The following is an 18,678-nucleotide window of genomic DNA, read 5'->3' as shown; positions in this document are numbered from 1 at the left end:
GGACCGGTTTTCCGGTCCCCCCGTTCGTCGTTGCGCTGCTGTCAGAGGGTGAAGCGCTCCAGCTGGGCCGCGTCACCGTTGAACGAGTTCTGATCGCCGGGGAAGATCCCGGAGTTGGCGAACTGCCAGATCGCCTGGAAGTCCCAACCGGCCGGCAGCGGTCCCATCTCCGGGGCGAACCGCGCGAGCCACAGCGGGTTGTTCGCGCCGAAGTCCGGGTTCGCGCCGGTGCAGCGGTCCCACCAGCGGGTCGTGGTGTAGATCGCGGGATAGCGCCCGGTCCGCAGCTCGTAGGTGTTGCTGAACTCCGCGATCCAGTCCGACATCTGCTGCGGCGCCATGCCGTAGCACATCTCGCCGTAGGGGTTGTCCTCGATGTCCAGCGCCCCGGGCAGGGTGCGCCCGTCGGGCAGCCACCCGCCGCCGTGGTCGATGAAGTAGTTCGCCTGCGCCGCGCCGCTGGCGCGGTCGGGCAGCGCGAAGTGGTAGGCGCCGCGGTCCATGCCGACCGAGGCCGCCCCGTCGTACTGCTGACCGAAGGAGTCGCTGATGAACCCGGTTCCTTCGGTCGCTTTGACGTAGCTGAACCGGGCGCCGTCGGCCCACGCCTTCGCCCAGTCCACCGCGCCCTGGTGCCCGCTGACGTCCATCCCGGCCACGCCTCCGGCACGGGGCGCTGCGCTGCGCGGCACGCCTTCGGTGGCCGAGCGGCCGATGCTGTAGCCGGCCCACGCGCCTTCGCGGCCGGGGTCGGGGTGGTTCGCCGGGCGAGCCGCGGCGGTTCCGGGGACAGTGGTCAACACGGCTGCGCTGAGCAGAGTCACCAGGCCGTGGGAGAGCAGTGCCGTGGTTCGGGGCCGGCGGCTGCGGGGGACTGGCACGACGGTTCGCCTCCTTGACACTGGCGGCTTTGCACCTTCGGTGGTCGTGTGCACATAGCGTGCGAGATCATGCGCGCAGGGAGAATAACCGCGTGATCGGTTGCATGCCCGAGCGCGATTGCACATCGATATGCACGGCTCGCATCGCGGCCCCGAGTTGGATAATCCCGATGCCTTCGGGTACGTCTCGGGACATGGCACAACGAACGAGCGGACCGGGCGGGCCGCGGCGCCGCCCCGATCAAGCCCCGGGCAGGAGGGGCGAGCAAGGCCCGAAACGCGGCGGTCCCGCTGGGCACAAGGGACCGCGCGATGCCGGTGGGCTCCGCTCGGCGTTGCGGGACATGCACGGCGCCAGCTACGGGCGGTACAAGTCGCTGTCCGGGCAGTGGCGCTTCGACGGGTTCACCTTGGAGATCCAGAAGGTCCAGCCGGACCCGTACGCGCCGGCCAGCCGCTGCGAAGTGCGAGTGGACGCCGAGACCGCGGAGCTTCCCAAGGAGCTGTGGCGCACGCCGGTGCGCGCCCGCGCGCTGGCCGGTTTCCTGGTGCGCGCGGCGCACCGCAGGCTGCGCGACAGCGGCCTGCGCGTCGACGCCGGTCGCCAGCAGGTCCTCGATCGCAGCTCCTGCCAGGTCGTCGACGGTGCGGTGCGGCTGCGCCTGGGCATCGACCTGCCCGGCAAGGGCCGCAGCATCGACGGCCGCGCCGCGGAGAAGTCGCTGTGCGAGGACCTGCCGGACATGGTCGAGCACGCGCTGCGCCATGCCACCGCCGATCGGGCGCGGATGACCGAGTTCGTCGAGTCGGTCGAGGACACCGACGCGCTGCGGGAAGCACTGTCCGCGCGCGGACTGGTCGCCTTCGTCGCCGACGGCGCGATCCTGCCGCGGCGCAGCGGCGTCGACGAGCGCCCGCTGTCGGATGCCGTGGCCTTCGAGTCACCGGCGTCGATGCGGGTCGACATCGAGGTCCCCAACCGCGGTGTCGTGTCCGGCATGGGCATCCCGGACGGGATCACGCTTATCGTCGGCGGCGGGTTCCACGGCAAGTCGACGCTGTTGCGGGCGCTGGAGAACGGCATCTACGACCACGTGCCCGGTGACGGTCGCGAGCTCGTGGTCTGCCGGGAGGACACGGTCAAGGTCCGCGCCGAGGACGGTCGCCGGGTGCACCGGGTGGATGTGAGCCCGTTCGTCAGCCACCTGCCCACCGGCGCCGACACCACGGACTTCTCCACCGACAACGCCTCGGGATCGACCTCGCAGGCGGCGTCGATCGTGGAATCGGTGGAGGCCGGTGCCGGGGTGCTGCTGCTGGACGAGGACACGGCGGCGACGAACCTGATGATCCGCGATGCGCGGATGCAGGCGCTGGTGGCCAAGGAGTCCGAGCCGCTGACGCCGTTCCTGGATTTGATCCGGCCGCTCTCGCGCGAGCGGGGTGTGTCGACGGTGCTGGTCATGGGCGGTTCCGGGGACTACATGGACGTCGCCGACCAGGTGTTGATGATGGACGCCTACCGGGCTCGGGAGGTCACCGGCCAGGCCAAGGCGCTGGCGGCGAATCCGACCGGCCGCAACCGGGAGGCCGAGGGGTTCCCGGCGGTGCGCCGGCGCGTGCCGGATCCGCGGTCGATCCCGGTGGACCGGCCGAAGGTGCGCTCCCGCGGCACCGATGCGCTCACGCTGGGCGATTCCACTGTGGAGCTGCGCGCGGTGGAGCAGATCGTCGACCCCGCGCAGGTCACCGGGATCGGGTTGGCGCTGGTGACCTGCGCGCGTTCCGGATTGCTGGACGGCTCGCGCACGGTGGCCGAGGTGCTCGACGGTTACAGCGCCGAGGTCGTCGAGCGGGGCGTGGCCGCCGTCGACGAGCGCTACGTCGGCGACTTCGCGGTGCCGCGGCGCTTCGAACTCGCCGCGGCGTTGAACCGGCTGCGCGCGCTGCGGGTGGGCGCGTTCCGCGACTGATCCGCCAGGTTTGTCCCGGCCCGGCTCGGGGGCACCTTGTGGGTGAGCGGAGTCTCGTCGCGAGGAGGCCCACGATGCCGGGCATCGGCGCGCGGACCGAGAGCTACCGGGACCGCAGGCACGCCGGCCGGGTGCTGGCCGGGAAGGTGACCGAGCGGAACCTGGCCGATCCGGTGGTGCTGGGGCTGGCCCGCGGCGGCGTACCGGTCGCCGCTGAAGTGGCGCGTGCGCTGGCGGCACCGCTGCGGGTCACCGTGGCCCGCAAGATCGGCGCGCCGGGCCAGCCGGAGCTGGCGCTGGGCGCGGTGACCGCGCACGGCCCGGCCACCTACGACGAGCGGTTGCTGCGCACCTTCCACCTGGAGCAGGCCGAGCTGGCGCAGGACCGCGAGCGGGAGCGCGCCGAGGCCCGAAGCCGCGAGGAACGGTTCGGCCAAGGTGCGCCACCGCGGCTGACCGGCCGGGACGTGGTGCTGGTCGACGACGGTCTGGCCACCGGCGCGACCGCCCGTGCGGCGCTGCGCATGATCCGGGAGTCGGACCCGCGCAGCATCCTGCTGGCCGTGCCGGTCGGCGCCCCGGACGCGGTCAAGGCGTTGCGCCAGGAGGCCGACGAGGTGCTGTGCGTGCTGCAGCCGGTGGATTTCGCCGCGGTGGGGCAGTGGTACGGCACTTTCCGGGAGACCACTGACGAGGAGATCCTGCGGATCCTCGGCGAGGTGGATGCCGGGCGGGGAACGTCCGGCGGCTAGGCCGCTGAAGAACCCGAGGGACAAGTTCGTCGACTCGCGTTTCTAACTGTTAATTGCCTCGCTGATTTCAGTGTTGCCCGAAATCAAGCCTCCGGCATCACGCCCGACTTCGAACCTCACGAGAAAAAGCAACGAAGTGAGAGTGCGCAATGCGCAACGGGGTGGGGAGGTTGTGCGGGAATCGGGTGTTCTTGACCACCGCTCGGCGATCTTCTACCTCGATCGTGTGGCCCACACCGCCCGAGTCGGGTTGGCTGAGCGGTTATGAGCCGCTCCGATGACGCCGCTGCGCAGTCCGCTCCACCGCGGCCTTCCACGGCCGATCGATCACGCGGCACCGATGGCGGTGCCTACACCGCGGAGGTGGCCGAGCAAGTGGGGCAAGCGGCGCTGCAACTCGGCGCGCGGCTGCGCGATCCGGGCGTACCGCACTCCGTCGCCGAGATCGAACAGGTCACCCGCGGCTTCGCCACCACCGTCGACGGGATGGCCGAAGGACTGGCGGGCGTCAACGACTGGCTGCGAGCGGCCGGGCACGCGGGTGCGCTGACCGGGCACGCCGGCGCGGTCGGCGACCGCCTGGCGCACGTCGGCCGGGAACTGGCTCGGCTGGCCGAAGCGGTCGCCGCCGCTGAGCGGTGAGCCGGCGAAAAATCGATCGCGGCGCAGCGGCGGGTGCACTACACAGTGCCCGGTGCGCGAACCGTATCCGCTGCGCCCGGTGACCGAGGCCGAATTCGCCCCGTGGGCGCGCATGATCGCCGACACCTACGGCGCCGACCGCTGCGAGCAGGAGATCACCGGCCAGCGCGCCGCCACCGAACTGGACCGCACGCTGGCCGCGTTCGACTCCGGGACGCCGATCGCGGGTGCCTCGATCTACCGGCGCGCGCTGACCGGGCCCGGTGCGGTGCTGCCGGTGGCCGGGATCGCCTCGGTCGGTGTGGCACCCACTCATCGTCGTCGGGGCATTCTGACCTCGATCATGCGGAGGCAGTTCACTGAACTGCACGAGCAGCGGCGGGAGCCGGTCGCCGTGCTGCGGCCGTCCGAAGCCGGCATCTACGGGCGCTACGGCTACGGGCCCGCGACGCGCGGCGATCAGATCCGTTGCCTGCGGCGTTCGATGGTGTTCCGGGACGGGGTGGATTCCGGGTGCGGTCAGGTCCGGTTGTGCCATCGCGAGCAGGCCCGAGCCCGGATCGAAGAGGTCTACGAGCGGGCGAGCGCCGCTACGGTCGGCTGGCCGCGAAGGACCGGGGCGCATTGGGACGTCCGGCTCTTCGACCAGCCGCAGGCCCGCGCCGCTGCGAGCACCCTTCGGTTCGCGCTGCATCACGAGCCGGACGGCGAGGTCAGCGGATATGTCCTCTACCGGCACGCCGTTGATCCGGACGCATCCGCGGTGGTGCAGGTGGTGGAGCTCGCGGCGGTCTCGCGGCAGGCGCACGCCGCGTTGTGGCGATTCCTCGCCGGGATCGATCTGGTGCGCTGGATCGACTGCGAGGTCGCGGTGGACGACCCGCTGCCGCACCTGCTGGTGGATCCGCGGGCCGTGGTTTCCGCGCCGGTCGATCGGTTGTGGGTCCGGCTCGTCGACGTCGATCGCGCGCTCGGCGCGCGCCGGTATGCGGTGCCGCTGGATGTGGTGCTGGAGGTGACCGACCGGTTCTGCCCGTGGAACGAGGGGCGGTACCGGCTGCGGGCCGGGACGGACGGGGTCGCGTGCACGCGCACCGAAGATCCGGCCGACCTGCGGATGAGCAGCGCCGAGCTGGCCGCGGCGTTCCTTGGTGGCACCAGACTGGTTTCGCTCGGTGCCGCCGGACTGGTCGAAGAGTGCAGCCCTGGTGCGTTGCGGCTCACCTCGGCCGCTTTCGCCTGGGACCGGGAGCCGTTCTATCCGGGCGGTTGGGCCTTCCCGCTGTACTGAGGCCGTCTGCTGCGATCTCGTTCCGGAAAGGCACCGGGATCGCGCCCACCCGCGTGGATGGGCGGGCGCGATCCCGGCTCTCTCAGCCCGGTTCGTCGCCGGGTTCGGGTGGTTCGGGGCGCAGCGACTCCGGATCGTCGTCGGCGGGCGGTTCGGCGTCGAGCGCCTCTTCGGCACGAGTGGGGTGATCCCCCTGCAGCAGGCCCTGCATCTCCTTCTCCAAGGCGTCGTCCTGCCCGGGCCCGTGCTTGTCGCTGCCGCGTTGCATCGGTCCTCCTTTCCGGGGGTGTGCCCGGCCCCTACCCGCACGAGGCCGCGTTGAATCACGGGCGGCCGTGGTCCGCGATCCCGAGCGATTTTGAAGTTAGCGAATCTAACGAACTAGGCTGAGCGGATGTGACCTCCGTCCGCAGCTCCACCACCCAGCGCCTGCCCCGGGCGTTCGTGTTCACCATCGCGTTCGGTTCGGTGCTGCAGGCGCTCAATGCTTCCACGATGGCCGTGGCGATGGTCGACATCCGCGACGACTTCGACGCCGGAGCGGCGGCTTCCTGGCTGATCTCCGGGTTGTACCTGGCCACCGCGGTCGGCTCGCCCACGGCGGGCCGGCTGGCCGACCGGGCCGGGCCGCGGCGGGTTTTCCTGGTGTCGCTGGCGATCACCGTGCTCACCTCGCTGCTGGCGCCGCTGGCGCCGGACCTGGGCTGGCTGATCGCGTTCCGGATGCTGCTGGGGCTGGGCACGTGCGCGGCGTTCCCGTCCGGGGTGGCGATGCTGCGGGCCGAGGCGGATCGCCGCGGCATGGCGCTGCCCGCCGATGCGCTCAGCGCGCTGGCCATCGCCGGGCAGGTGATGATCGCGTTCGGACCGGTGTTCGGCGGGGTGCTGGTGTCGTGGTGGGGCTGGCAGGCGATCTTCCTGGTGAACGTGCCGCTGGGGCTCGCGGTGGCCGTGCTGGCGTGGATTCACCTGCCCGCCGACCCGCCGCGGCAGGCCACCGCGGAATCTCCGCGCGCGGTGCTGCGCAGCCTGGACCTGCCGGGGGCGGGGCTGTTCATCGGCTGCATCGCGGTGCTGATGGTGTTCTTGCTGTCGCTGGCCGGCAGTCCCACCTGGTGGTTGCTGGGAGTGCTGGCGGTGCTGACGACCGGGTTCGCGGTACTGGAATCGCGCGTGGCGCGGCCGTTCGTGGACGTGCGGATGCTGGCGCGGAATCGCCCGCTGACCCGCACCTATCTGCGCACGGCGCTGACCTATGTCGCGTTCTACGTGGTCTTCTACGGCTATCCGATGTGGTTGCAGGGCGCGCGGGGGTTCAGCGCGGATCAGGCCGGGCTGGTGGTGCTGCCGATCGCGCTGGTGGCGATGGCCTCGGTCGCACTGGCCGGACGGATGATCGGCGGCTCCGGCTATCGGCCGGTGCTGGTGATCGGTTCGGTGGCGCTGGCGGCAGGCGGGGCGGGCCTGGCCGTGACGCAGTCGAGCAGCGGTCTGGTGCTGCTGCTGGCGGTCGCGGCGGTGCTGGGGGTGCCGAACGGGTTCAACAACATCGGCAACCAGGCCGCGATGTACCGCCAGGCCGAGGCCGGGGACGCGGGCATGGCCTCCGGGCTGTATCGCACGTCGCAGTACGTGGGGGCGAACATCGCCGCGGCCGTGATCGAACTCGGCTTCGCCGGGCCTGCGGCTGATGCCGGGCTGCACCGGCTGGGTACGGTCGTGGTCGTGATCAGCGCGGCGCTGCTGGTGGGCGCGCTGCTGGAATGGGCGGCCGGTCGTCGCCGCGGCGGGCGCATGCCGCATGCTGGAGAGTGTTGATCACAATGACGGTGTGACGCGGGCACGGCCGATGCCCGCCGGTGTGGAGGTGAGCCGGTGGACCGGGGCAGTGTCGGTGATTCCTCCGCCGCCTTCGATTCGCTGCTCAACAGCCTGGTCGAGGGCGGTGGGGCGCAGCGGCAGGCCGGTGCGGGCTCGCCGGGGCTGGGCCTGTCGAACCTGCTGGATCCCGAGGCGCACGACGTGGTCTCGAAGGCGATCCGGGCGACGGTGGACTGGGGCAGCCGCGAGCTCGACAGCACGCACCTGCTGTGGGCGGTCACGCAGGTGCGCCCGACCGCGGAGATGCTGGCGGATTCGGGCGTGCGGGTCGAGGACCTGGCGACCGGGGTGCGCACGGTGGCGGGCACCGTCGACGCCGTCGCCGGCGGGTCGCGCCGGTCGCCGGTGCTGTCGTCGTCGGCGCGGCGGGCGCTGCTGGGGGCGCACCAGGCCGCGCTGGGGGAGGGCGTGGAGGTCGTCGGTGCCCGGCACGTGCTGCTGGGGCTGGCGAAGGAACCGGAGTCGGTGGCCGGGCGCGCGCTGGCGCGGGCGATGGAGCAGGGCGAGCGGCCGCGGGGCCGCGCGCCGGTGCTGGGCGCGACGCCGAAGCTCGACGAGTTCGGGCTGGACATGACCGAACTGGCCCGCGACGGCAGGCTCGACCCGGTCATCGGCCGCGGCGAGGAGATCGACCAGGCCGTGGAGGTGCTGGGGCGGCGCTCGAAGAACAATCCGGTGTTCGTCGGCGACCCGGGCGTGGGCAAGACGGCGCTGGTGGAGGGCCTGGCGCAGCGCATCGTGGATCGGCAAGTTCCGTGGCCGCTGGCGGGCAAGCGGCTGGTGTCGCTGGATCTGGCGGGCATGGTCGCGGGCGCGAAGTTCCGCGGGGAGTTCGAGCAGCGGTTCCGGGACGTGCTCACCGAGCTGCGCACGCACCGCGACGAGGTCGTGGTGTTCATCGACGAGCTGCACAGCATCGTCGGCGCCGGTGCCGGTGAGGGTTCGATGGACGCGGGCACCATGCTCAAGCCCGCGCTGGCCCGCGGTGAGCTGCACCTGATCGGTGCGACCACGGTGGAGGAGTACCGCAAGCACGTGGACAAGGACCCGGCGCTGGAGCGCCGGTTCCAGCCGATCGCGGTGCCGGAGCCGTCGGTGCCGGAGACGGTCGCGGTGCTGCGCGGTGTCTCGCGCAAGTACCAGCACCATCACCGGGTGCGGGTCGCCGAGGAGGCGCTGGAGGCGGCCGCGCAGCTTTCGGACCGCTACCTGACCGAGCGGTTCCTGCCGGACAAGGCGGTGGATCTGCTGGATCAGGCGTGCTCGCGGGTGCGGATGCAGCGTGGCACGCACAAGGGGGCGGACTCGCACAAAGGGGCGGGCGCAGGCAAGGCGACGGGCTGGTCGCCGGAGCCGCTGGTGGCTGCCGCCGACGTGGCCGAGGTGGTCGCGCGGCGCACCGGCATCCCGGTCGCGGACGTGTCGGTGGCCGACCGGCGCAGGCTGCTGGATCTGGAGCAGCGGCTGCGGGAGCGGGTCGTCGGCCAGGACGCGGCGGTGCGGTCGGTGGCCGAGGCGGTGCGCCGCGCCCGCGCGGGACTGGCCGACCCGGAGCGGCCGATCGGGAGCTTCCTGTTCCTGGGCCCGACCGGGGTGGGCAAGACCGAGTTGGCGCGGGCGCTGGCGCGGGCGTTGTTCGGCGATGCCGAGCGGATGGTGCGGTTCGACATGGGGGAGTTCCAGGACAAGCACACCGTCTCGCGGCTGATCGGCGCGCCGCCCGGTTATGTCGGCTACGGCGAGGCGGGGCAGTTGACCGAGCGGGTGCGGCGCCAGCCGTATTCGGTGGTGCTGCTCGACGAGGTGGAAAAGGCCCATCCGGACGTGTTCAACACGTTGCTGCAGGTGCTGGATGCGGGCCGGTTGACCGATTCGCAGGGCCGCGCGGTGGATTTCCGGCACACCGTGCTCATCATGACCTCGAACCTGGGTTCCGAGCGGGTGCTCGACGCGGGCGGGGACGCCGCGGAGGTCGCTGCTGCGTTGCAGGAGGAGTTGCGCGGGTTCTTCCGCCCGGAGTTCCTCAACCGGGTCGACGAGGTGACGGTGTTCCGCGGGCTGGGCGAGGCGGAGTTGTCCGAGATCGCCTCGTTGCTGCTGGAGCGCACTTCGGCGCAGCTGGCCGCGCAAGGGGTGCGGCTGGAGGTGAGCCCGTCGGCGGTGTCGTGGCTGTGCGAGCGCGGTTCGGCGCGGGAGTTCGGGGCGCGGCCGCTGCGGCGGGTGATCCAGCGCGAACTCGACACCCGGCTGGCCTCGCTGCTGCTGGAGGGCTCGCTCTCGGAGGGCAGCGAGGTGCTGGTGGAGGTCCTCGGCGGCGAGTTGTCGCTGCACGTGTCCTCGGCGCGGGACGGCGCGGCCGGCGGCCGCCACGCCGCACCTGCGCAGCGCACCCCGGGGTGACCGCCTGAACGGGTGAGAGGGGTGCTGCAACCCCTTGCAACCCTTCCTTCGCGACCGCCCGCGGCCGGACAGTGGTTCGCGTCACGCCGTGCGGTTCGAGGAGGAACGCGGTGGCCGACGCGGTCGCAGGCATCGTCGCCAACCCGCTGTCCGGGCGGGATGTTCGCCGGTTGGTGGCGCGCGCGTCGGTGTTCCCGACCGCGGAGAAGGCGAACATGGTGCAGCGCTTGCTCTCGGCGTTGCATTCGGCCGGGGTGGATCGTGCGCTGGTTTCGACCGATCTCGGCGGTATTTCCGCGGAGGTGCTGCGCGCGGGGCGCCGGTTGCGGCCGGGCCGGGACGCGCCGTGGCCGGATGTGCGGTTCTGCGAGCAGGATCGGCTCACCGAGACCGCCGCGGACACCGTCACCGCCGTGCGGGCGATGGTCGAGGCCGGTGCCGGGGTCGTGATCTGCCTGGGCGGGGACGGTACGGCGCGGGTCGCCGCCGGGGCGTGCGGGCAGGTTCCGCTGCTGGCGTTGTCGACCGGCACCAACAACGTGTTCCCGCAGTTGCGCGAGGCGACGGTCGCGGGCTTGGCGGCGGGACTGGTCGCCACCGGCGCGGTCGATGCCGAGGCGGTGACCCGACGGGCGAGTGTGCTGCGGGTGCGGGCCGGGAACCGTTGTGAGCCCGCGCTGGTGGATGTGGCGGTCTCGCAGGCCGGGCGGGTGGGGGCTCGTGCGGTGTGGGATCCCGCGGAGCTCTCGGAGTTGTTCTGCACCTTCGCCGAACCGGACGCGGTGGGTCTGTCCAGTGTGGCCGGGTTGCTGGCGCCGAGCGCCCGCTCGGATCCGGACGGGGTGGCGTTGCGGCTGGATCCCGCGGCCGAGTGCGTGGTGCGGGCGCCGCTGGCGCCGGGCCTGGTGCGCGAGGTCGGCGTGGCCTCCTGCCGTCGGCTGGCCGAGGGCGAGACGGTGCCGATCACCGCCTCGCGCGGGGTGATCGCGGTGGACGGGGAACGGGAAGTGGAGTTCGGCCCGCGCACCGCGCCGACGGTGACGTTGAGCGCGGACGGGCCGCGGTGCGTGGACGTGCGCGCGGTGCTGGCGCGCGCGTCGGCCGAGGGGTTGCTGCGCGGTGGCGCGGCCAAGGATTCCGGGACGCGCCCGGTCGCGGGCGCGCACGAGTTGTGAAGGAGATGCGGCGATGACCGACACCATGGCCGAACCCGCTCCGGACGCGTTGGACGAAGCGGGGCTGCTGCGGGCGTATCGCACGATGCGCACCATCCGCGCGTTCGAGGATCGGGTGCACGACGAGTTCGCGACCGGCGACATCCCGGGTTTCGTGCACCTCTACGCCGGTGAGGAGGCTTCGGCGACCGGGGTGTGCAGCCACCTCGACGACCGGGACTCGATCGCCAGCACGCACCGCGGGCACGGGCACTGCATCGCCAAGGGCGTGGACCCGAAGTCGATGATGGCCGAGATCTTCGGCCGCTCCACCGGCACGTGCAACGGCAAGGGCGGCTCGATGCACATCGCGGACCTGAGCAAGGGAATGCTCGGGGCCAACGGCATCGTCGGCGGCGGCCCGCCGCTGATCTGCGGCACCGCGCTGGCGGGCAAGCTGGCCGGCAACGGCGCGGTCAGCGTCGCGTTCTTCGGTGACGGCGCCAGCAACCAGGGCACCACGCTGGAGGCGATGAACCTCGCGTCGGTGTGGAACCTGCCCGCGCTGTTCGTGGCCGAGAACAACGGCTACGCCGAGGCGACCGCCAGCGGCTGGTCGGTGTCCTCGGACAACATCGCCGATCGCGCCGCCGGGTTCGGGATGCCCGGGGTGATCGTGGACGGGTTCGACTTCTTCGCGGTGCACGAGGCCGCCGCCGAGGCCGTGGCGCGGGCGCGCGAGGGCGGCGGGCCGACGCTGCTGGAAGTGAAGTTCACCCGCTACTACGGGCACTTCGAAGGCGACGGGCAGGCGTACCGGGCCGATGAGGTCGCCGAGGCGAAGAAGCACTCCGACTGCCTGCTGCGGTTCCGCGAGCACGTGCTCGGCCAGGCCCTGCTGGCCGGATCGGAACTTGACGCGGTGGATTCCGAGGTGGCGGCCCTGATCGAGGACTCGGTCACCGCGGCCCGCTCGGCGCCGAAACCGACCGCGGCGGAGCTGACCACCGACGTCTACGTCTCGTACTGAAGGAGGCCCGGGCATGGCACGCACGATCAACTACCGCGAAGCGATCAGCGAGGCGTTGCTGCAGGAGATGCGCCGCGACGAGCGGGTCGTGGTGATGGGCGAGGACAACGCAGGTGGCGCGGGCGCGCCGGGCGCCGACGACGCCTGGGGCGGAGTGATGGGGGTGACCAAGGGGCTGTTCGACCAGTTCCCCGGCCGGGTGCTGGACACCCCGATCACCGAGTCGGCGTTCGTCGGTGCCGCGATCGGCGCGGCCACCCGCGGGCTGCGGCCGGTGGCGGAGCTGATGTTCATCGACTTCCTGGGCGTGTGCTTCGACCAGATCTACAACCAGGCGGCGAAGTTCCGCTACATGTTCGGCGGCAAGGCGGTCACGCCGGTGACCATCCGCACCATGTACGGCGCCGGGCTGCGCGCGGCGGCGCAGCACTCCCAGGCGCTGTACTCGATCTTCACCCACATCCCGGGGTTGAAGGTGGCGGTGCCGTCCTCGCCGTACGACGCCAAGGGGTTGATGACCGCGGCGATCCGCGACGACGACCCGGTGATCTTCTGCGAGCACAAGGCCATGTACGAGGTCTCCGGTGAGGTGCCGGAGGACAGCTACGCGCTGCCGTTCGGCGAAGCGAACGTCGTGCGCGAGGGCGAGGACGTCACGGTGGTGGCGATCGGGCGGATGGTGCAGGTCGCCGAGCAGGCCGCCGACCAGCTCGCGGGCGACGGCATCTCCTGCGACGTGCTGGATCCGCGCACGATCAGCCCGCTGGACACCGACACGATCTTGGAGAGCGTGGAGTCCACCGGCCGGCTGGTGGTGGTCGACGAGGCCACGCCGCGCTGCAGCGTGGCCGCCGACATCTCCGCGACGGTGGCCAAGGAGGCGTTCGGGGCGTTGCGGGCGCCGATCGAGATGGTCACCGCCCCGCACACGCCGGTGCCGTTCAGCGACGCGCTGGAAGACCTCTACGTCCCGGACGCGCAACGGGTCGCCAACGCCGTCAAAACCACCGCGAGCTACGAGGGGAGCCGTGCATGAGCGAGATCCAGCGGGTGGTCATGCCCAAGTGGGGCCTGTCGATGAGCCAGGGCAAGATCACCGAGTGGCTGGTGGCCGAGGGCGATTCGGTCCGCGACGGCATGGACCTCGCCGAGATCGAAACCGACAAGATCGCAGGCACTCTGGAGTCTACTCAGGACGGTGTGCTGCGCGCGATCGTGGCCGAGGCCGGCCAGGACGTGCCGGTCAGCGGCACGATCGCGATCGTGGCCCCGGCCGAGGTCGGCGCCGAGGAGATCGACGCGGCGGTCACCGAGGCGCGCGAGCAGCTGGCGTCCGGGGAGGTCGCCGAGGAGACCGGGCCGCGCATCGACACCGTCGAGGTCGGCGGCCGCAAGATCGCCGCGGCCGTGCTCGGGGACGCACCCGAGCCGGTGGTGCTGGTGCACGGCTACGGCGGCGACAAGAACTCGTGGCTGTTCGTGCAGGAGCCGCTCTCGGCGCGGGCCACGGTGCACGCGATCGACCTGCCCGGGCACGGCGAGTCGGTCAAGGACGTCGGCGACGCCGGGCTGTCCACGCTGGCCGATGTGGTGCTGGGCTACCTGGACGCGCGCGGCATCGGCAGCGCGCACGTGGTCGGGCATTCGCTCGGCGGGGCGGTGGCCGCGCAGCTCGCGGCCACCGCGGGGCAGCGGGTCAGTTCGCTGACACTGGTCGCCCCGGCCGGGTTCACCGCCGGCATCGACGCGGAGTTCCTGCGCTCGTTCGCAGCGGCCAACTCGCGGCGCGAGCTCAAACCGCAGGTGGCGAAGCTGTTCGCGGACCCGGAGCAGGTCACCCGGCGGCTGGTCGACGACCTGCTGAAGTACAAGCGCCTCGACGGGGTCACCGCGGCGCTGGAGGCGCTGCAGGCCACGCTGCTCGACGGTGACAGCCAGGCCATCGACACCGCCGGGCTGCTGGCTTCGGTGCAGGCACCGGTCACGGTGCTGTGGGGCCGCGACGACGCGATCCTGCCGGTGCCGCAACAGGATTCGGTGCGGGTGGTCGACGCGGCCGGGCACATGCTGCACATGGAAAACCCGGGCGAAGTCCGCGACGCCGTGCTGGCGCACCTGCCGGGCTGAGCAATACGCACTCGGGGCCCGGCCGCTTCGCTGCGGCCGGGCCCCGCTGCTGCGCGGCCGGGCACGCGTCGACAACGCGAAACACCCGCCGACGCGCTCGAGGCCACGCCCACCGGCTGGTTCGGTGCGTAGCCGGGCGACCGGGCACCGAAGTGAAAGCCCGCGCACGGTTTACCGCCGCGGTGTGGCGCAGCACACTGGGGCGAATGCGTGAGGAGCGAACCCGTGCGCACTGACGAGAGCACCGACGCCTTGGAAACCGCCGTCCCGGCAGGTGCCGACCCCCGGGGCTATGCCCGCGAACTAGCTCGGATGCACGCCGACGCGTTCTCCGGCAGCCGCCCGCGACGCCGCCCCCGCCGGGTGATCGGCAATTCCTGGAAGCGGCTGCTGGGCGCGGGCATGGACCCCGACCGTGCGCGGCAGGTGCGGCTGCTCGACGAAGGCGAGCTGACCCTGCGCCGCGAACGGTTCCGGCTGCCGGAGCTGCTGGAAACGCTGCGGGCGAGTCTGGCCGCGATCGCCGAGCAGTCGGCCACGATCATGGTGCTGGCCGACGGCGACGGGCGGGTGCTGTGGCGCGAGGGCAGCCCGCAGGTGCGCAAGCAGGCCGACCGGCTCGGCTTCGTGCCCGGCTCGGACTGGGCCGAGCGCACCGTGGGCACCAACGCGATCGGCACCGCGCTGGTGGTGCGCCACCCGGTGCAGGTGTATTCGGCCGAGCACTTCCTGCGCAGCCACCACCCGTGGACGTGTGCGGCCGCGCCGGTGCGCGATCCGCGCGACGGCGGTGTGCTGGGGGTGGTGGACCTGAGCGGCCCGATCCGCACGGTGCACCCGAGCACGCTGGCGCTGGCCACGACGGCGGCGAAGCTGGCCGAGTCCGAACTCGGCCGGGCCCACCGCGCCGAGCTGGAGCGGTTGCGCGCGGTGGCGGTGCCCGCGCTGGCCGGGGCGGGCGGTAAAGCTCTGGTCACCGACCCGCACGGGTGGGTCGCGGCCGCCGGCGGCGTCGCCCCGGTGGAGCGGGTGCTGCTGCCGAACGACCCGGGGCAGCGCACCTGGCTGCCCGCGTTCGGCGCGTGCGCGTGCGAACCGGTGCCCGGTGGCTGGCTGATCCGCCTGGAACCGGACGCCGCGGCCGGCCCCGCGGAGGCGAAGCTTGATCTGCGCGCGCCGCACCGGCCGCTGCTGCGGCTCGACGGCCCGAGCGGCAGCTGGGACCAGCCGCTGACGCCGCGCCACGCCGAGATCCTCTACCTGCTGGCGCGGCATCCGCGGGGCCGATCGGCGGCCGAGCTGGCCGCGGACCTGTTCGGCGACGCCGAGCGCACCGTGACGATCCGCGCGGAGATGTCCCGGCTGCGGCGGCACTTCGCGGGCGTGCTGGCGCACCGGCCGTACCGGTTCACCGTCGAGGTGCAGGTGCTGCTGCCCGATGACGGGGTGGCGCTGCCTGGGTCGGTGGCACCGGGATTGCGCTGAGGCGCTCTGCGGCAGGATCCGGGCCACATGACTCGGGGGCGCAAGGGCTCGGCGGTAGTGGGGTGGGCGCTGCAAATCCGTTCTGCGGGGAACTCGGTCGCGCGCCGGTTCGTTGTCGCCCAGTCCGGCCGTCCACGGAGGTGTGCCCAGTGCCCGAAGTGTACCCAGTGCCCGAGCTGCCCGATCTCGCCCGCCAAGCCGACCGGTTGATCGACTTCGGCGTGCACGAACTCGCCGGCGTGTCCGCAACACGACTACGCGCAGCCGCCGCACCCGAAGTGCCCGGTTCGCTGCTGGTGCTGCCCGCCGCACCGATCTCCAAGCTGGCGCCGCTGGTGGAACTCGGCGGCAAGCACGGCTTCGTGGTCACCGACATGTCCGATGTGGACGAATTCGCCCCGATCCCCTCGGTGCGGCTGCCCGACTCGCCCGCCTACCGCATCGAAACCCCCGACCGCGGCGACGACCTGGCCGAATGCAGCCCGAACGAGGCGCTGTCGATGATCGAAGCCGCGGGCCGCACACCACTCACGCTGACGGAAGGCCTGCACTGGCTGCTGCAGTGCCCGGACGTGCTCGAACGCAACCACTGCTTCATGACCATCGCCTCGCGCAAGCACCGACTCCGCGGTTCGCCGGACGCGCGGACCCCGGCGATCTGGATCAGCAACGGCACTGGCCGCGACGGTGCGGCCAACCGCGACGCGCCGAAGGTCGGGTGGTGCTGGGCGGGCAACCGGCACACCTGGCTCGGCTTCGCCAGCGCCGCGGGCCGCAGCGGCTGACCCGCCGCCGCGGCACAGATCGTTTCGAGCCACCACGGCCGGGGTAGGCCGCAGGCGACCGCCGGTTAGGGAAACGCACCCGGTCGTGAAGGAGGTCCGGCGATGCCGCGGACGCTGGCGCACAAGCTGATCGCCTCGCACCTGCTCGACGGCGAGATGACCCCGGGTTCGGAGATCGCGCTGCGCATCGATCAGACGCTGACCCAGGACGCCACGGGCACGCTGGTGATGCAGGAGCTGGAGTCGCTCGGGCTCACGCGGGCGCGAACCGAGGTCAGCGTCCAGTACGTCGATCACAACCTGCTCCAAGCCGACGAGAAGAACGCCGAGGACCACGAGTTCCTGCGCTCGGCTTGCCGCCGCTACGGGTTGTGGTTCTCGAAACCGGGCAACGGGGTGTCGCACCCGACGCACATGCAGCGCTTCGGCGAACCCGGCAAGACGATGGTCGGGTCCGATTCGCATACGTGCGCGGCCGGGTCGCTGGGGATGCTGGCGATCGGTGTGGGCGGTCTGGAGGTGGCGATGGCCATCGCGGGTGAGCCGCTGCGGATGCGGATGCCCGAGGTCTGGGGCGTGCGGCTGACCGGCGAGCTGCCGCCGTGGGTTTCGGCCAAGGACGTGGTGCTGGAGATGCTGCGGCGGCACTCGGTCTCCGGTGGCGCGGGCCGCATCATCGAGTACCACGGTCCCGGCCTCGCGGATCTTTCGGCGATGGACCGGCACGTCATCGCGAACATGGGCGCCGAGCTGGGTGCCACGACCACGGTGTTCCCGGCCGATGAGGCGGTGCGGGAGTTCCTGCGCGGCGAGGACCGCGAGCACGCCTTCACCGAGTGGCGGGCCGACGAGGGCGCGGACTACGACGTCACCGACGAGATCGACCTCTCGGCGCTGGAACCGCTGATCGCGCGCCCGTCCGCGCCGGACAACGTGGTGCCGGTGCGCGAGGTCGCGGGCACCGACGTGCGCCAGGTGGTGATCGGCTCGTCGGCGAATCCGGGGCTGCGGGACTTCGCGATCGCCGCGCGCATGGTGCAGGGGCGCCAGACCCGCCCGGAGGTCAGCTTCGACGTGAATCCGACTTCGCGGGAGATCCTGGAGGATCTGACCCGCATCGGCGGCACCTTCGAGTTGATCTCCTCGGGCGCGCGGATCCACCAGTCCGGGTGCATGGGTTGCATCGGCATGGGCCAGGCCCCGGCGGTGGGGCAGAACTCGCTGCGCACGTTCCCGCGCAACTTCCCCGGCCGGTCCGGCACGCGGGAGGATTCGGTGTGGTTGTGCTCGCCGGAGACCGCGGCCGCGGCCGCGCTGGAGGGGGCGATCACCGATCCGCGGGAGCTGGCCGCGCGGCTCGGGCTGGACCCGAAGGTCGAGTTGCCCGAGCACGCCTCGGTGAACACCTCGATGCTGGTGGAACCGCCGCCGCAGCAGGAGGCCGAGCAGGTCGAGCCGGTGAAGGGCCCGAACATCTCCGCGCTGCCGCAACTGGATCCGCTGCCGCAGCGGATCGCGGCGCCGGTGCTGCTGGTGGCCGGGGACAACGTCTCCACCGACGAGATCTCCCCGGCCGGGGCGCGGGCGCTGCCGTTGCGCTCGAACATCCCGGCGCTTTCGGAGTTCACCTTCACCCGCCTCGACGAGACCTATCCGCAGCGGGCCGCCGAGACGGGCACGCACGTGGTGGTCGGCGGCGACAACTACGGGCAGGGTTCTTCGCGCGAGCACGCCGCGATCACGCCGCGCCATCTCGGGCTGCGGGTGGTGCTGGCGAAGTCGTTCGCGCGGATCCACTGGCAGAACCTGATCAATTTCGGGATCTTGCCGCTGCGGTTCGCCGACCCCGGCGACTACGACTCGATCTGCGCAGGCGACGTGCTGGTGCTCGAGGACCTGCCGGGGCAGCTGCGCGGCGGCGGCGACATCACCATCGGTAACGACACTCGCGGTAACACGATCACCGCACGTCATAGCCTGTCCGAGCGACAAGTGCAGGCCGTACTTGCCGGGGGAGTCATCTCCATGCTCGCCGACTCGCCCTCCGTCGTCACACGTTAGTGGCAACGCTTGTAGCGCTCGGACTAGCGCTCCTACGGTAGGTACCGCGGCCGGCAGCCGGCCGCGGATGCACCCGTGACCAGCATCGACGGTCTCGAGCAGGGTGGCTTCCGCGCCCACGGCCGACCGCCCTCACGGCTTCGTCCAGGCCCATCCGGCCCGGTCACCCGGTGCTGCCCGGGTGAGCGCGCCGCGACGGCACAAGCGCCCAGGGAG

At 72.1% G+C, this 18,678-nt stretch carries 15 protein-coding genes; 13 read left to right on the top strand and 2 right to left on the bottom strand.

The features are described 5' to 3' along the window. Nucleotides 1-41: 41 nt before the first annotated feature. Nucleotides 42-842, bottom strand: a complete 801-nt coding sequence (locus INP57_RS23600; RefSeq protein ID WP_374220964.1) for a lysozyme — start codon at nucleotides 840-842, stop codon at nucleotides 42-44. A 233-nt stretch (nucleotides 843-1,075) separates the two neighbouring features. Here INP57_RS23600 and INP57_RS23595 point away from each other — a divergent pair, with 233 nt between their 5' ends. From INP57_RS23595 to INP57_RS23580, 4 genes are all read left to right on the top strand, one after another. Next, nucleotides 1,076-2,854: an ABC-ATPase domain-containing protein gene (locus tag INP57_RS23595; RefSeq protein ID WP_200072509.1), complete on the top strand. Its 1,779-nt coding sequence runs from the start codon at nucleotides 1,076-1,078 to the stop codon at nucleotides 2,852-2,854. Nucleotides 2,855-2,928: 74 nt separating this feature from the next. Beyond that, a complete protein-coding gene (locus INP57_RS23590) occupies nucleotides 2,929-3,606 on the top strand; it encodes a phosphoribosyltransferase (protein WP_200072508.1) in 678 nt (225 codons plus the stop codon). A 363-nt stretch (nucleotides 3,607-3,969) separates the two neighbouring features. Beyond that, nucleotides 3,970-4,248, top strand: a complete 279-nt coding sequence (locus INP57_RS23585; RefSeq protein WP_200072507.1) for a hypothetical protein — start codon at nucleotides 3,970-3,972, stop codon at nucleotides 4,246-4,248. A 52-nt stretch (nucleotides 4,249-4,300) separates the two neighbouring features. Next, nucleotides 4,301-5,539: a GNAT family N-acetyltransferase gene (locus INP57_RS23580; RefSeq protein WP_200072506.1), complete on the top strand. Its 1,239-nt coding sequence runs from the start codon at nucleotides 4,301-4,303 to the stop codon at nucleotides 5,537-5,539. A gap of 82 nt (nucleotides 5,540-5,621) precedes the next feature. On the opposite strand, the gene INP57_RS23575 is transcribed toward INP57_RS23580, so the two are convergent. Then, nucleotides 5,622-5,807 (bottom strand): hypothetical protein, encoded by a 186-nt coding sequence (locus tag INP57_RS23575; RefSeq protein WP_200072505.1) that lies wholly within the window; start codon nucleotides 5,805-5,807, stop codon nucleotides 5,622-5,624. A gap of 128 nt (nucleotides 5,808-5,935) precedes the next feature. On the opposite strand from INP57_RS23575, the gene INP57_RS23570 reads away from it, so the two are divergent. The 9 genes from INP57_RS23570 (at nucleotide 5,936) to INP57_RS23530 (ending at nucleotide 18,462) form a co-directional block, all read left to right on the top strand. Continuing rightward, nucleotides 5,936-7,357, top strand: a complete 1,422-nt coding sequence (locus INP57_RS23570) for an MFS transporter (protein WP_307850243.1) — start codon at nucleotides 5,936-5,938, stop codon at nucleotides 7,355-7,357. A 57-nt stretch (nucleotides 7,358-7,414) separates the two neighbouring features. Beyond that, a complete protein-coding gene (locus INP57_RS23565; protein ID WP_200072504.1) occupies nucleotides 7,415-9,820 on the top strand; it encodes an ATP-dependent Clp protease ATP-binding subunit in 2,406 nt (801 codons plus the stop codon). 110 nt (nucleotides 9,821-9,930) lie between these two features. Further along, on the top strand, nucleotides 9,931-10,995 hold the full coding sequence (locus INP57_RS23560) for an ATP-NAD kinase family protein (RefSeq protein WP_200072503.1): 1,065 nt from the start codon (nucleotides 9,931-9,933) through the stop codon (nucleotides 10,993-10,995). Nucleotides 10,996-11,008: 13 nt separating this feature from the next. Then, nucleotides 11,009-12,004, top strand: a complete 996-nt coding sequence (locus tag INP57_RS23555; RefSeq protein ID WP_200072502.1) for a thiamine pyrophosphate-dependent dehydrogenase E1 component subunit alpha — start codon at nucleotides 11,009-11,011, stop codon at nucleotides 12,002-12,004. Nucleotides 12,005-12,017: 13 nt separating this feature from the next. Then, a complete protein-coding gene (locus tag INP57_RS23550; protein ID WP_200072501.1) occupies nucleotides 12,018-13,040 on the top strand; it encodes an alpha-ketoacid dehydrogenase subunit beta in 1,023 nt (340 codons plus the stop codon). Continuing rightward, complete coding sequence (locus INP57_RS23545; protein ID WP_200072500.1) at nucleotides 13,037-14,131, top strand: acetoin dehydrogenase dihydrolipoyllysine-residue acetyltransferase subunit; 1,095 nt, start codon at nucleotides 13,037-13,039, stop codon at nucleotides 14,129-14,131. Before INP57_RS23550 ends, INP57_RS23545 begins: the two co-directional genes overlap by 4 nt. A 225-nt stretch (nucleotides 14,132-14,356) precedes the next feature. After that, on the top strand, nucleotides 14,357-15,616 hold the full coding sequence (locus INP57_RS23540; protein WP_307850242.1) for a helix-turn-helix domain-containing protein: 1,260 nt from the start codon (nucleotides 14,357-14,359) through the stop codon (nucleotides 15,614-15,616). A gap of 149 nt (nucleotides 15,617-15,765) precedes the next feature. Next, complete coding sequence (locus INP57_RS23535; RefSeq protein ID WP_307850241.1) at nucleotides 15,766-16,401, top strand: DUF5701 family protein; 636 nt, start codon at nucleotides 15,766-15,768, stop codon at nucleotides 16,399-16,401. 102 nt (nucleotides 16,402-16,503) lie between these two features. Beyond that, on the top strand, nucleotides 16,504-18,462 hold the full coding sequence (locus tag INP57_RS23530) for an aconitate hydratase (RefSeq protein ID WP_200072499.1): 1,959 nt from the start codon (nucleotides 16,504-16,506) through the stop codon (nucleotides 18,460-18,462). Nucleotides 18,463-18,678: the final 216 nt, after the last annotated feature.

Origin of the sequence: Saccharopolyspora galaxeae, assembly GCF_016526145.1 — a bacterium.
Lineage (GTDB): Bacteria > Actinomycetota > Actinomycetes > Mycobacteriales > Pseudonocardiaceae > Saccharopolyspora_C > Saccharopolyspora_C galaxeae.
Note: the sequence above shows the minus strand (reverse complement) of the source record. Positions and strands in the feature narration are given on the sequence as shown.